This is a genomic window from Streptomyces sp. NPDC102514 (assembly GCF_055584525.1).
Window position 1 is genome coordinate 43667 of the sequence record NZ_JBVJLW010000032.1, and the last position, 13266, is coordinate 56932.

A 13266-nucleotide genomic window follows, 5' to 3' on the forward strand; every position below is an offset into this window, starting at 1 on the left:
TGACACAGGTTCTGAGGGCGGGTTCTGAGGGCGGGCGGGCGCCGCTCGGTCCGGGTGGGGCCGGAGCCGAGCGGCGGTGTGCTCGGGCCCGGGATCAGCAGCTGAGGTTGCCGCCGGGCTCGACACCGAGCAGCTGGGTGAAGCGCTGGTAGTTGTCGATACGGCTCTGGACCTGGCCCGGGTTGCCCCCGTTGCACTCCAGGCTGCCGTTGATCGAGCGGATGGTCTCGCCGAACCCGGCGCTGTTGACCATGGCGTCGTGCGGCGTCATCGTGCCCGGTCCGGTCTGCGTGTTCCAGTACCAGAGGCCGGTCTTCCAGGCGACGGCCGCGTCGTTCTGCACGAGGTCGGGGTTGTTGAGCAGGTCGATGCCGAGCGCGTCGCCTGCGGCCTTGTAGTTGAAGTTCCAGCTGAGCTGGACGGGCCCGCGGCCGTAGTACTTGTCGTTGCCGGCCGGGCAGCCGTAGGGCTGGCCGGTGTCGCAGTAGTGCGGGTAGTTGGCGGTGTTCTGCTCCACCACGTACTGCAGGCCGCCGGTCTCGTGGCTGACGTTGGCGAGGAAGGCCGCGGCCTCCTGCTTCTTGACCGTGTCGCTGCCCGTGTTGCTGAAGCCGGGGTAGGCGTCGAGTGCGGCGGTCAGGCCGCTGTACGTGTAGAACGAGTTCCGGCCCGGGAACATGTCGTTGAACTGGGCCTCGCTGACGACGAACGCGGCGGCGGAGGTGTCCGCGCCGGCCTTCTGGGCGGAGGCCGTCGGGGCGAGCGTGAGCGTGCAGAGGGCGGCGGCCACGCCGGTGGCGGTCAGCAGCCCGAGTATGCGTCGGTGCACGGTGCGACTCCTGGGGATGGGGTGTGGGGGGACGGCGCGCAAGGGGCGGGCGGAAGAAGGTGGGGGACTTCCGCCAGGCGTGTGCGCCGGATGGGGCGGTGCGTGCGCGGGGTGGGGTGGTGCGTGCGCTGGGTGGGGCGGTGCGGGCCGGTCCCCGACGGACCGGCCCCGACTCGGCTGTCAGCCGCCGACGTTGACGTCGATGCAGGCGTAGAAGGCGTTGTCCGTGTCCGCCACGTTCCAGACGGCCAGGACCTTCTGCTGTCCGCTGAGGCCGCCGAAGTCGACCTGGTGGTTCACCACGGCGTCCGGCTGGGCGCCGCCGTCGTCGAACACGGCGATCCGCTGCCCGCCGGCGTAGTACTCCCAGGTGCTGGTCGAGTGCCGCGCGCTGAGCTTCCAGGAGAACGTCGTGTTCTTCTGCACCGGCGTGACGGTCCAGCCCCTGCTGTCGTCGTCCAGCTCGGAGAAGCGGCTGTTGCCGCCGCTGCAGCTGGTCAGGCCCTTGGGGCCCTCGACGCTCTGCGGCTCGTAGGTGATGTCCCCGCAGGACACCGTGCCCGCGGCGCACTGGGCCTGGCGGCTGGGCGGGTCGGAGATGTAGCCGTGGGCGCTCGCCGAGCCGGCGGGGAGGCTCAGGGCGACGACGGGGGCGAGTACGGCGCCCATGAGGGCAGCCGTCTTCCTGCTGGCGTGCATGGGGACTCCTTCACATCAGGCCTTCCCTGGCACGCACGGCTGTGTGGGGGGCCGTACGCGACGGGACCGGCCTCTCGTGGGTGGGGCCAAGAGGCGCGAAGGTGACGCGCTCCGGCCGGTCCGTCCAGGGCGGATTGCTCCCGCGAAGGGCCAACTCACCGAACGGAACGGCGCGTTCTGTTGGCCTAGACCATACAAGTGGCTCGTCGCGACGTGTCAAGGGCATGACGGAGCCCCGCCCGGGGGTGGCCGCCCGTCCGCACCCCGGAACGACGGCACCCCCGCGGCGGCGTGGCGCGGGGGTGCGGCGGGGGTACGGCGGGGGTACGGGGGAAAGGTTTCCGCAGGTGATGGAGGAGAAGCGCCTACGCCACGGGGCGGCGCGCAGGGGGTCGTCCCGTGGCGGCCCGCGACGGCGCGGGGGCCGCCGAAAAATTCCGGCGACCGCCGACACGCCCCGATCCGGCCCGCATACGTCCGGCCCGACCGGGTAGGCGCAGCGCACCGGACCGTACACGGCCGATCTCCGCCTGTTCCCACGGAGGTTCACGACGGCACAGCGAAGCGATTCAGAAGCCGTGCGGCAGCCAGGGCGCCACGACGGAGGCGAAACCGAGCGAGGCCTCCGCGAGAGCGCCCCGGCGCAGCTCCCGCACGCGTCCCGCCGCGGCCAGCGAGGCGAGGGACACCCCGCCGAGGTAGGCCGCCCCCAGGTCCCGTACGGACAGGGCGAGATCGGCCGTGTCGGTGGTCCGTGCGCAGGACGCGCCCTTCGCGTCGCCGGAGAGCCGCCAACGCCCCTCGTTCCAGGGGCAGAAGGCGTCCTCGACCTCGAACACCACGTCCACCGGCGCCTGGTACGTCCGCGCCTCCAGCGCCGCACCGACCTCGACGAGCCGCACGTGCATCGAGTCGCGCGGGGCGAGGTCGCACCGGCGGGTGTCGGAGACGAGGTGCTGCCAGGCGTCGTCGAGAGGCCTGTTCCAGAGCTTCACCTTCGACGTCAGGTCGATACCGAAGAGGTGCTGCCACAGCGCCGCGTACGCGGCCGGGTCCAGCGCCTCCAGATCGCGCACCTCGATCGTGCCCTTCGGCCCGGCCGCGTCCCAGTCCGGCTTGTTGAAGTAGCGGGCGTAGCCCACGACTTCGTCGCCCCGCTGCGCGAGCACGCACTGCAGGGGAGAGGAGCCCTTGCGGTCGCTCTCCGGGTCGAGCAGCGCCAGCCGCTCCCAGCCGGGCCGCCGCGCCAGCATCCCGGGCCGCACGGCCACGTGCTGCGCGTACACCGCCTCGCAGGCCTCGGGCACACCCTCCGCGTCCGGCTTCACGAGCCGCAGCCGTACGTCGTCCGTGCCGTCCGGCACCGACAGCCGCACCCGGTCCGTGTCGATCTCGGCACGCAGTTGCTGGGTCGCGATGCCGTAGCCGAAGCGGCCGTAGATGGCCGGTTCCGACGCCGTCAGGGCGGCGAGGGGCTCACCCCAGGACCGTACGTCGTCCAGCTGGCGCCGCATCATCGAGGTGAGCACCCCGCGCCTGCGGTGCGTCGAGGCGACACTCACCATCGTGACGCCCGCGGTCGGTACGGACGCGCCGCCCGGCACCGTGAGCCGGAAGGAGAAGGCGCCGGCCGTGCCCACGCACTCGCCACCGTCCCAGACCCCGAGGGAGCGGTCGTGCTCCGTGAGGTCGCTCCACAGAGCGCGCTCCTCGGCCGATTCCGCGACCCCGCCGAACGCGAGCTCCAGTTTCCCGTACCACGCGTCCCAGTCGGCGGGGGTCAGCGCGCGCAAGTCTGTCGTCATGTCCCCATGCCTACCAGGGCAATCCGGGATGAGCGACCGGATTTCTCCCGGGCGGGCGGTGCCGGGTCCCCATCCGGCCGTACGCTCTGCGATGACCGGGCTTCCCTGTGACTTCCGTCCCCGGACGGGGGACAAGTGGGACCTCCCGTGCCAAGCACCTGGTCCGATGGATAGGGTCCCGAACTAATGGCAGCAGGACGAGAGCGGCGCGCAGAAGCCGATACGTTCACGGCCCGGTTGAAGAAGCAGGTACACCGGGTCCGCACAGGGCTGCGCAGATCCGCTGTCGACTACTTCCGCGGCGACGGTTCGGACTGGGTCGCGCTCGCCGGGCTCCTGCTGACCATTCCCGTGATCGCCTTCGTCACACTCATGAACTCCGTCTGGTGCTCCCCGGCGATGCTCGTCCTGCCGATCGTCGCGGGCGGCCTGCTGCTGCGCCCCTCCAGCCTCCTCAGCCTGTACGCCGCAGCCGCCACCGCGCTCATCGTGGAGTCCGTGAGACTCGGCCCGTACACCGAAGGCCCCTCCCGGGTCACGCCGGGCATCGTGCTGGTGGTCGCCGCGTGCGGCTTCTTCGGCCTGCTGATCGCCCAGTTCCGCAGCCGGGTCGGGGTGCCGTGGCGGCGCGGCGGCACGATGCTGTTCGACCTGCGCGAGCGGATCCGGGTGCAGAGCAAGCTGCCGAAGCTGCCGATGGGCTGGCACCGGGAGATGGCGCTGCGGCCCGCCGGCGGCCAGTCGTTCTCCGGCGACTTCGTCGTCGCGGCCCGTACGAACGGCGGGCGCACCCTGGAGGTCGTCCTCACCGACGTCTCCGGCAAGGGCATGGACGCGGGGTCGCGTGCGCTGCTCCTGTCCGGTGCGTTCGGCGGCCTGCTGGGGTCCCTGCCGCCGCACGCCTTCCTGCCCGCGGCGAACGGCTATCTGCTCCGCCAGGACTGGGACGAGGGCTTCGCCACGTCCATCCACCTGGTGCTCGACCTGGACTCGGGCGACTACGAACTCTTCTCCGCCGGACATCCGCCGGGCCTGCAGCTCAGCGCGGGCAACGGCCGCTGGGAGGAGAAGGTCGCGGAGGGACCGCTGCTCGGGGTGTACGGCGGGGCGCAGTTCGACTCGGTCAAAGGCTCGCTGCGCCCCGGTGACGTCCTGATGCTGTTCACGGACGGCCTGGTGGAGACGTCCGAACGGGACATCGTCGAGGGCATCGACCGCCTGACCGGGGAAGCCGACCGGTATGTGGCGGGCGGCTTCCACGGGGCGGCCTGGCATCTGATCGAAGCGGTCGCGAAGGACGTGAACGACGACCGGGCGCTGCTGCTGATCTGCCGCGAGGGGGCGACGACGGGGCCGGCCACGCTCTGAGCGTTTTCGCCTGCCGCTGGGCGGGGGCGGGCCCAAAAGACTGCGCAGTTCCCCGCGCCCCCAGGCACCTGGGGGCGCGGGGAACTGCGCAAAAGGGGGCGAGGGGGCGAAGCCCCCATGCAGTGACGGGGAGGATAGGGGCGGCGGGGGCGAGGAAAGGCTCCCTCAGCCCACCGGCGCGGACTCCCGTGGCTCGGCGGCCCGTTCGGCCGCCCGCGCGGCCTTCCCCCCGGGCAGAATCCGCGCCAGCCACCCCGACCGCCCCGCGGCCAACGGCCCCAGCACGGCGAGCACGAGCACATACCCCGCGATGAACGGCGACAGCCGCTCGTCGAGCCCCGCCACCGCGGCCATCGTCGCAAGGATCAGCGCGAACTCCCCCCGAGCGAGCAGCGTCGTCGAGATGTTCGCGGCGGGCCCGGGCCCGAACCCGTAGATCCGCGCGGCCCCCAGCCCCGCCAGCACGTTCATGACCAGCGTCAGGGCGACGGCGGCCAGCACCGGCCACAGCACGGTCGGCAGATCCCCCGGATCGATGGACAGCCCGAAGGCGAAGAAGAACATCGCGCCGAAGGCGTCCCGCAGGGGATGCACCAGCTTGAGGATCCGCGGACCCGAGGTCGTACTGCCGAGCATCAGACCGACCATGAACGCCCCGATCGCGTCCGCCACCCCGAACCACTCCGAGACCCCCGCCATGAACACGGCCGCACCGAGGAAGGAGATGACGAGCAGTTCGTCGTCCCTGGTGTCGAAGAGGCGGCTCACGATCCGTGTACCGAAGCGCGCGGCGAGCGCCAGCAGCAGCAGGAAGGCGAAGGCCTTGCCGCCGTCCAGGACGGCCGAGCCGAGCGAGTCGGCGCCGGACAGGATGGGCTGGAGGGCCGCCAGGTAGAGGGCGAGGAAGATGTCCTCGACGACGATGATGCCGAGGATCGGCTTGGTCTCGGCGTTGCCGAGCCGCCCCGTGTCGACCAGCACCTTCGTGACGATCGCCGACGAGGAGATGCCGAGCACACCGGCGAGCACCAGCGCCTCGGACGTACCCCATCCGAGGGCGAAGCCGAAGCCCAGGCCCGCGCCGACGTTCAGGGCGAGGTAGGTCCCTCCGGAGAGCGCCATCCGGCGCCCGCCCGCCTTGAGGTCGTCCATGTGGAATTCGAGGCCGAGGTAGAAGAGCAGCAGGACCAGGCCGAGCGCGGAGAGCATCTCCATCTCGTGCGGGTCGGAGACGAGCACGAAGCCGGGGGTGTGGGGACCGAGGAGTATTCCGGCCAGGATGAAGAGGGGGATGGTGGGGAGCCCGATCCGGGCACCCACGCGGGCGAGAACGGCGGCGGCCAGAAAGGCACCGCCCATGGCGATCAGAAGCTCTGCGTGTCCGATGGGCCCGTTCCTCCTTGGTCGAGGGGGTGGTCGGCTGAATAAGACAAGTGGGTCAAGAGAACGTCAAGAAAGCGTCAGTACTTAGTTTACCAAACGATTAAGGGGGGTCGATAAGGGTGGGGTTCTCCCCACCCGGACCCGGCGGCCGTCCTCATGGTCACGGTCGGTCCCCGATCCGTAGCGTCGGGGCATCGGCGAGCGGAACACGACGGACGACGAAAGGGCGGACCCGGCCATGGGGCTGCGCAAGAAGCGGTACGAGGGCCGGGGCGAGGACCGGGACGCGGCACCCGCCCCTGCCGGTCACCCGGCGAGCCCGTCCGGCCCGGCGGGGGAGGGGGCCGTCGAACTCCGGGGCGTCCGGCGCCGGTACGGCCGCGGCTCCTCGGCGGTGCACGCCCTGCGCGGCATCGACCTGGCCCTCCCGCGCGGCAGCTTCACCGCCGTCATGGGGCCCTCGGGGTCGGGCAAGTCCACGTTCCTCCAGTGCGCGGCCGGCCTCGACCGGCCGGACGCGGGGACCGTCCGACTCGGCGGCACCGAGTCGAGAAGGGCGCCCTGTCCCCGCAACGGGGCGAGGTCGCGATCGACGCCTCCCTCGCTGCGAACGCCGACGCCGGAGTGGGCGACCGCATCGAACTGCGCCTGCCCGACGGTACGAAGACCTCGCCGCGCGTCGTGGCCACGTACGGGCGGGGCATGGGCCTGTCCCGGATCACCATGGCCCACGCCGACCTCGCGACCCACGTCACCTCCGCCTTCCCCACCGAGGTGTGGACGAAGGGCGGGACCGCGGGGGGCCTGGCAGGGGCGGCGGGGAAGGCGGGCACGGTCCTGCCCCGGGGCGACTACACCGCCGCCCGGTCCCTCGACCTCGAACTGAACGAGTGGGCGAACACCGTCATGGCGGCCGTCCTCGGCGGCTTCGCGGCCGTCGCCGCCGCCAACACCCTGGTGATGACCGTGCTCGACCGCCGCCGGGAACTGGGCACCCTGCGGCTCATCGGCTCCACCCGCCGCCAGGTGATGCGCATGATCCGCTGGGAGGCGCTGCTCGTCGCCCTGGCCGGCGTCACCCTCGGCACGGCCATCGCGCTCGCCACCCTCGTCCCGATGATGAAGGGCCTGACGGGCGAGGCACCGTACATACCGCCGCTGGTGTACGGATCGTTCGTGGCGGCCGTGGTGATCCTCGGGCTGACGGCGGTGACCGTGCCGGCGAGGGCGGCGCTACGGGGCACACTCGACGCATGACCGACAACGAGCCCCGCCCGCTGCTGACCCTCACCGAGGTCGAGGCCCTGGCACGCGAGGCGCACGCCGCCCAGACGGACAAGGCGGGCCGCCCGTACGCCGAGCATCTGCGGGCGGTGGCCGAGGGGGTACGCGCCCGTGGCGGCGACGAGGACCAGATCGCCGCGGCCTGGCTGCACGACTCCGTGGAGGACGACGCACTCTCCGAGGACTGGCTGCGCGGGGCTGCGCTCTCCGCCCGTACGAAGGCCATGGTGCTGGCCGTCACCAAACGCCCGGCCGAGCCCCCACAGACCTACGCCACCCGCATCCTGACCACGCCGGGCGCCCTCCTGGTGAAACAAGCGGACCTGGCCCACAACACGAACCCGGAACGCCTGTCGGCCCTGAACGAAGAGACCCGCACCCGCCTGACAGAAAAGTACAGAAACATGCACGAACTCCTGGGCCTACAACCCCCCAAACACCCCTGAGACGCGCCCCGCAGGGGGCGCTCTTCAGGGGCGCGGGGAACTGCGCGGCCAGCCACGACTGACCCGCAGGGTTGCTTTTCAGGGGCGCGAGGAACTGCGCGGCCAGCGACAACGAACCCGCAGGGGGTGTTTTCCAGGGGCGCGGGGAACTGCGCGGCCAGCCACGACTGACCCGCAGACACCCCACTACCGCAAGCGCTCAGGCACCCGCACGGGCCAACCCGTCAAGACTTGGCCCGCTCGCGAGCAACCTCCGTGGCATCCCGGCGGAACGCCCACTCCATCTTCGGCTCCATCGCGAAGCGAAACACCCGCTGCACCAAAGGCGTGCACAGCGCGGTGATGACCGCCGCCGCGAAGACGGACACGAACACCTCGCCGACCGGATGACTCAGCCAGCCGTAGTCGTCGTACCAGCCCCAGAACCGGGACCCCTTGGCGAGGAAGCCGTGCAGCAGATAGCCGTACAGCGTGCCCGCCCCGAGAACCGTGAACCACATCTTGCGCCGCGGCACCCACGCGAAGAAGCACGACGTGAGCACCATCGAGCAGCCGAACATCGCGAGCGTCATCACGACACCGGCCCACCACGGCGCACCCAGTTCCTGGGCACTGTCACGGTGGTAGAACCACGCCGAGTTCATCCGCGGTCCCGCCCAGTACGCGAAGGCCAGCGTGAGCGCGAGGACCGGCACCGACAGGATCCGGACCTCACGGCGCCGCATCAGCTGGAAGTGCTCGGGCTTCATGAACAGGCCCACGACGAAGAACGGCAGGAACTGCAGGACCCGTTGGAGGTCCAGGTCGTCGCCGATGTCGGGGGAGACGGAGGCGAGGATCGCGATGGCGAGCGCGAGCGGTACGGGCCAGCGCACGACCTTCCACAGCGGGACGGTCATCCGCCACACGAACAGCGCGACCAGGAACCAGGTGAGATACCAGGGGTCCAGCAGACTGATCGGATGGCTCGGATCGTCGTCCGCCCACCTCTTGAAGAGGGAGTACGCCACCTCGAAGAGGACGTACGGCACGACGACGCCCGTGATCAGCCGGCGCAGCCGGTCGGGGCGCATGTCGAAACTGCGGGAGAAGTAGCCGGAGATGATGATGAACGCCGGCATGTGGAAGGTGTAGACGACCATGTAGAGCGCCTCGGCGGCGCGGCTGTGGTCGGTCAGCGGTTCCCAGGCGTGGCCCATCGCGACGAAGACGATCGCGAGGTACTTGGCGTTGTCGAAGAACGCGTCGCGCGGTTTGGCGGGTCTGACCTCCGGCGCGGCGGCGGCGCCCGCGTCCGGTGTTCCTGCTGGTCGCGGACTCGGTACTCCTGGGGCCGGTGACTGTGCCGGTGGGAGTGGAGCCCTCTGTTGGCCGTGCGGACGGAGCGAGTTCGTCACAGACCCTCCCACCAGGAGCCGGGGGAGACGATCCGCGACCTCGCCGCACATGCGGGGGACGAGGCGGCGTAGGACATCTGAAGCACCCTAGCGTTGTCTGTGGGATTCCGTAAAACCCCTGAGTCGAATCCTGCTTATCGTCCCTCGGGTACCCCCGATTTGGTGAAGTTGACATGGCAATGACTATGGCGAGCGCCACATTCGGCAGGGGTGTTACGTCCTGATTCGTCATGACTAAACATCGCATACCACCCGCGGGCGACTCTGGTGGAATGTCCCATCGAGTCGGCTTTAGTGCCCTGTTAGTCCCCCGCCCGGCAGGGGGCGGGTGTGCCTGTGCCAACAATTCGAATTACCTGCGAACAGGTTGTGTGCGCAGGTGTGTGGACATGGAAACGATCTCTCTGAATTCCTCGTGGGAGGGATACCTCGAATTGCCGTGCGGGGCCTGCCCGTTCACGTCGGTGACCGATGGATGCCTCACCCGCCGCATACGGCGGCCCTGTTGGTGGCACGATGGTTCTGGCGGGGGTGTGCGGGGTTGCACCTCCGGGCCGGGAGAGCGGACCGACCGTAGGGTGTGATCAGTTGTGGCCATTTCGCTGTCAGTGGTGCTGCTGTTGGCGATCGTCCTGGTGGTGTTGATACGGGGTGGATCGATCAAGGCGGGGCCGGCGGTAGTCGCCGTGCTCTTCGGCTTCTTCCTAGCCTCCACAGGCATGGCGGACGACATCCAGCGCTTCCTCAACTCGATAGCGGAGACCATCAACTCGATCCAGTTCTGAGCGGGTGCACGGGCCCGGCGATCCATGGGCGCGCGGCGCGGGAGCGGACGGGACGGCACTGCCCGGACCCGTTGCCCGGCGGAGCCCGCGCACGGCCGGCCCGTCGACGACCCCGGAATCGGCACTTCGTCTTCGCTACTGCCACCGCTTCTGCGCGCCGCTGCTGTCGCTGCTTCTGTCGCCGTGACGCCCGCGGTCGTGACCGCGCCCCCCGCATCGGACGCCGGGCGACTCGGCGAGAGCGAAGGAGCACGCCGGAGTGGACGGAGTGGACGGAAAGACCTCCTGGCGGTTGCGCGAGAGCTGGGAGAGTCCGATCGGGACCCTCCGATGGGACCGCCTCGGACCGCAGGACGGCCCACCGGTGGTTCTGCTGCACGGCACCCCGTTCTCGTCGTACGTATGGCACGAGATCGCCCCCGCCCTGGCCGCCGAGGGGCACCGGGTCCACGTCTGGGACATGCCGGGCTACGGCGCCTCCGCGAAGAGCGACGGCCAGGACGTCTCGCTGAAGGCGCAGGGAGAGGTGTTCGCCCAACTCCTCGACCGCTGGGGGCTCACGAACCCCTCGGTGATCGCGCACGACTTCGGAGGCTGCGTCTCCCTCCGCGCGCATCTGCTCCACGGGGCCGCCTACCGGCGTCTCGCACTGGTCGACCCGGTCGCGCTGGCACCCTGGGGCTCACCCTTCTTCCGGCTGGTCGCCGCGCACGCCGACGTCTTCGGCCAACTCCCGGCCCCGCTGCACGAAGCACTGGTCCGTGAGTACGTCGGCTCCGCGAGCCATCGCGGACTGCGGCCCGACGTCCTGACCGGACTCGTCGCCCCCTGGACGGGAGAGGACGGACAGGCGGCCTTCTACCGGCAGATCGCCCAGGCCGACCAGGCCCACACCGACGAGATCCAGGGCCTGTACCCCTCGATGGACCTGTCCGTCACCGTCTGCTGGGGCGCGGAGGACACCTGGATCCCACCCGCCAAGGGAGAGGAACTGGCCGCCCTGATCCCCGGCGCACGCCTGCGCACGATCCCGGCCGCCGGCCACCTCGTACCCCTGGACGCCCCGGCCCGCCTCCTCGCGGCCCTGCTCACGTTCCTCGGCGACTGACCGGGGCCCGGAAACACGTGAGGGCCAGGCAGAGATTTCGATCTCTGACCTGGCCCTACGTCATCTGGAGCGGGCGACGGGAATCGAACCCGCGTAGCTAGTTTGGAAGACTAGTGCTCTACCATTGAGCTACGCCCGCACAGCATGCACCGCAGGTCAGTGACCCGCGGCACTGAAGCATCGTAGCGGGTCGCACCCCCTCGCCGCACACCCCGTTCCGGTGGGCGGCGACGCCCCCGGAAATGCGGGCGTGGCACGGTCCGCGGGCATGTACCCTACGTGTCGCACCAGACGGGGTGTGGCGCAGCTTGGTAGCGCGTCCGCTTTGGGAGCGGAAGGCCGTGGGTTCAAATCCCGCCACCCCGACCACCGTGCCGGACCACCGGCGAGATCACCTTTTTGGGGCGTGTACCGGCTGCGGCTAGTATGCAAACTGCGCGCCCGTGTGTCTGCATTTTTACGTCCCTCAAGGGCCGCCAGTCCGCTGAGGCTCCGCCGTATCCGGCGGAGACCGTCAGTAGAACCCAAAGAAGTCAGCCCCCAAGGAGACCGAACCGTGAAGAGCGCCGTGGAGACCCTGAACCCGACCCGGGTTCGGCTCAGCATCGAGGTGCCCTTCGAGGAGCTCAAGGACAGCCTCGACGCGGCGTACAAGAAGATCAACCAGCAGGTCACGGTGAAGGGGTTCCGGAAGGGCAAGATTCCGGCTCGTGTCATCGACCAGCGGTTCGGCCGCGGTGCGGTTCTTGAGGAAGCGGTCAACGACGCGCTTCCGAAGTTCTACACCGAAGCGGTCAACGAAGCCGAGCTGAACGTCCTCGGCCAGCCCGAGGTCGACATCACGGAGCTGAAGGACGGCGAGACGCTGAACTTCACCGCCGAGGTCGACGTGCGCCCGACGATCGAGATCCCGGACTACTCCGGCATCGAGGTCGAGGTCGACGCCGTCGAGGTCGGCGAGGAGGACATCGACAAGGCCGTCGAGGAGCTGCGCGAGCGCTTCGCCTCGACCGCTCCCGTCGAGCGTGCCGCCGAGGACGGTGACGTCGTCACCCTCGACCTGGAGGCCAAGGTCGACGGCGAGGTCCTGGAGGACGGCGTCGCGAGCGGCGTCTCCTACACCATCGGCTCCGGTGAGCTGCTGGACGGCATCGACGAGGCCGTGAAGGGCCTGGAGGCCGGTGGCGAGGCCACCTTCGCCTCCGAGCTCAAGGGCGGCTCGGCAGCCGGCAAGGAATCCGAGGTCACCGTCAAGGTCAGCCAGGTCGCCAAGCGCGAGCTGCCCGAGCTGGACGACGACTTCGCGCAGCTCGCGTCGGAGTTCGACACCCTCGAAGAGCTGCGTGCCGACAGCCGCAAGCGCCTTGAGAACATGAAGCAGTACGACCAGGCCACGCAGGCCCAGGAGCGAGTCCTGGAGAAGCTGCTGGAGCTCGTCGAGGTGCCCGTCCCCGAGAAGCTTCTCGAGGACGAGATCAACACCCGCAAGCACAACCTGGAGCACCACCAGCTCGGCCAGATGGGCCTCGACCTCGAAAAGTACCTGGAGATCCAGGGCAAGACGGCCGAGGAGTTCGACGCCGAGACCAAGGACGCGGCGGTCAAGGGCATCAAGACGCAGTTCGTCCTGGACGAGCTCGTCAACAAGGAGAAGCTGAACGTCAACCAGGAGGAGCTCACCGAGCACCTCATGCGGCGTGCGGCCTCTTCGAACATGTCTCCCGACCAGTTCGCCCAGGCGGTCGTCGAAGGCGGCCAGGTCCCGATGCTGGTCGGCGAGGTCGCCCGCGGCAAGGCTCTTGCCGTGGTCGTCGAGGCCGCCACCGTCAAGGACACGAACGGCGAGGTCGTGGACCTCGACGACGAGGACGAGGACGAGACCTCCACGGAGGGCTCTGCCGAGGCCTCCGACGAGGGCTCGACCGAGGAGGCCGTCGAGGCCGCCCCGGAGAAGACCGAGGCCTGACCGCTCCGCGGTACGCAGCTACGGGCCCCCAGGACACGTCCTGGGGGCCCGCAGCCCTCTCCTGGGGCCCGCCCCCACCGTCCCGCAGCCGCGTCTGCCTCCCGAGGTACACGGGCGGGTGCGGCTTGTGGGGGTCACCCGCGCCGTTCCTCGCGCCCCTGGCGGGGCCTTTGGGGGCGCGGGGAACGGCGCGGTC

At 70.1% G+C, this 13266-nt stretch carries 11 protein-coding genes, 2 tRNA genes and 1 pseudogene; 8 read left to right on the forward strand and 6 right to left on the reverse strand.

Going from position 1 to position 13266, the window contains the following annotated elements; genetic code table 11:
- Positions 1-94: 94 nt before the first annotated feature.
- The 3 genes from ACZ60E_RS43405 to ACZ60E_RS43415 form a co-directional block, all read right to left on the reverse strand.
- Positions 95-829: a chitinase gene (locus ACZ60E_RS43405; RefSeq protein ID WP_385839217.1), complete on the reverse strand. Its 735-nt coding sequence runs from the start codon at positions 827-829 to the stop codon at positions 95-97.
- Positions 830-1009: 180 nt separating this feature from the next.
- The gene (locus ACZ60E_RS43410; protein WP_453796072.1) at positions 1010-1528 is read right to left on the reverse strand and encodes a lytic polysaccharide monooxygenase auxiliary activity family 9 protein; all 519 of its coding nucleotides are present in this window, start codon (positions 1526-1528) and stop codon (positions 1010-1012) included.
- 569 nt (positions 1529-2097) lie between these two features.
- Positions 2098-3333, reverse strand: a complete 1236-nt coding sequence (locus tag ACZ60E_RS43415) for a GNAT family N-acetyltransferase (protein ID WP_469447870.1) — start codon at positions 3331-3333, stop codon at positions 2098-2100.
- A 186-nt stretch (positions 3334-3519) separates the two neighbouring features.
- On the opposite strand from ACZ60E_RS43415, the gene ACZ60E_RS43420 reads away from it, so the two are divergent.
- Complete coding sequence (locus ACZ60E_RS43420; protein WP_384813782.1) at positions 3520-4701, forward strand: PP2C family protein-serine/threonine phosphatase; 1182 nt, start codon at positions 3520-3522, stop codon at positions 4699-4701.
- A gap of 165 nt (positions 4702-4866) precedes the next feature.
- Here ACZ60E_RS43420 and ACZ60E_RS43425 read toward each other — a convergent pair whose 3' ends face one another.
- The gene (locus tag ACZ60E_RS43425) at positions 4867-6060 is read right to left on the reverse strand and encodes a cation:proton antiporter (protein ID WP_469447872.1); all 1194 of its coding nucleotides are present in this window, start codon (positions 6058-6060) and stop codon (positions 4867-4869) included.
- A gap of 262 nt (positions 6061-6322) precedes the next feature.
- Here ACZ60E_RS43425 and ACZ60E_RS43430 point away from each other — a divergent pair.
- The 3 genes and pseudogenes from ACZ60E_RS43430 to ACZ60E_RS43440 form a co-directional block, all read left to right on the forward strand.
- A pseudogene (locus ACZ60E_RS43430) lies at positions 6323-6631 on the forward strand (ATP-binding cassette domain-containing protein); the annotation flags it as partial.
- Positions 6632-7044: 413 nt separating this feature from the next.
- The gene (locus ACZ60E_RS43435; protein ID WP_469447880.1) at positions 7045-7341 is read left to right on the forward strand and encodes an FtsX-like permease family protein; all 297 of its coding nucleotides are present in this window, start codon (positions 7045-7047) and stop codon (positions 7339-7341) included.
- Positions 7338-7814, forward strand: a complete 477-nt coding sequence (locus tag ACZ60E_RS43440) for an HD domain-containing protein (RefSeq protein WP_469447874.1) — start codon at positions 7338-7340, stop codon at positions 7812-7814. Before ACZ60E_RS43435 ends, ACZ60E_RS43440 begins: the two co-directional genes overlap by 4 nt.
- Before the next feature lie 224 nt (positions 7815-8038).
- Here the strand turns inward: ACZ60E_RS43440 and ACZ60E_RS43445 are convergent, their stop codons facing one another.
- Positions 8039-9211: an acyltransferase family protein gene (locus ACZ60E_RS43445; protein WP_384809180.1), complete on the reverse strand. Its 1173-nt coding sequence runs from the start codon at positions 9209-9211 to the stop codon at positions 8039-8041.
- Positions 9212-9801: 590 nt separating this feature from the next.
- Here ACZ60E_RS43445 and ACZ60E_RS43450 point away from each other — a divergent pair.
- Together ACZ60E_RS43450 and ACZ60E_RS43455 are read left to right on the forward strand one after the other, a co-directional pair.
- A complete protein-coding gene (locus ACZ60E_RS43450) occupies positions 9802-9996 on the forward strand; it encodes a hypothetical protein (protein WP_107016269.1) in 195 nt (64 codons plus the stop codon).
- A 259-nt stretch (positions 9997-10255) separates the two neighbouring features.
- Positions 10256-11104: an alpha/beta fold hydrolase gene (locus ACZ60E_RS43455; RefSeq protein WP_469447876.1), complete on the forward strand. Its 849-nt coding sequence runs from the start codon at positions 10256-10258 to the stop codon at positions 11102-11104.
- Positions 11105-11169: 65 nt separating this feature from the next.
- Here ACZ60E_RS43455 and ACZ60E_RS43460 read toward each other — a convergent pair.
- A tRNA-Gly gene (locus ACZ60E_RS43460) sits at positions 11170-11243 on the reverse strand.
- Between the two features lie 153 nt (positions 11244-11396).
- On the opposite strand from ACZ60E_RS43460, the gene ACZ60E_RS43465 reads away from it, so the two are divergent.
- Together ACZ60E_RS43465 and tig are read left to right on the forward strand one after the other, a co-directional pair.
- Positions 11397-11473: transfer RNA gene (locus ACZ60E_RS43465), tRNA-Pro, on the forward strand.
- 187 nt (positions 11474-11660) lie between these two features.
- Complete coding sequence (gene tig, locus ACZ60E_RS43470; RefSeq protein ID WP_469447878.1) at positions 11661-13070, forward strand: trigger factor; 1410 nt, start codon at positions 11661-11663, stop codon at positions 13068-13070.
- Positions 13071-13266 lie beyond the last annotated feature (196 nt).

Bases quoted from the DNA above. Each gene is read 5' to 3' on its own strand.
- ACZ60E_RS43410 (WP_453796072.1), bottom strand. From the start codon at position 1,528: ATGCACGCCAGCAGGAAGACGGCTGCCCTCATGGGCGCCGTACTCGCC.
- ACZ60E_RS43415 (WP_469447870.1), bottom strand. From the start codon at position 3,333: ATGACGACAGACTTGCGCGCGCTGACCCCCGCCGACTGGGACGCGTGG.
- ACZ60E_RS43420 (WP_384813782.1), top strand. From the start codon at position 3,520: ATGGCAGCAGGACGAGAGCGGCGCGCAGAAGCCGATACGTTCACGGCC.
- ACZ60E_RS43425 (WP_469447872.1), bottom strand. From the start codon at position 6,060: ATGGGCGGTGCCTTTCTGGCCGCCGCCGTTCTCGCCCGCGTGGGTGCC.
- ACZ60E_RS43435 (WP_469447880.1), top strand. From the start codon at position 7,045: ATGACCGTGCTCGACCGCCGCCGGGAACTGGGCACCCTGCGGCTCATC.
- ACZ60E_RS43440 (WP_469447874.1), top strand. From the start codon at position 7,338: ATGACCGACAACGAGCCCCGCCCGCTGCTGACCCTCACCGAGGTCGAG.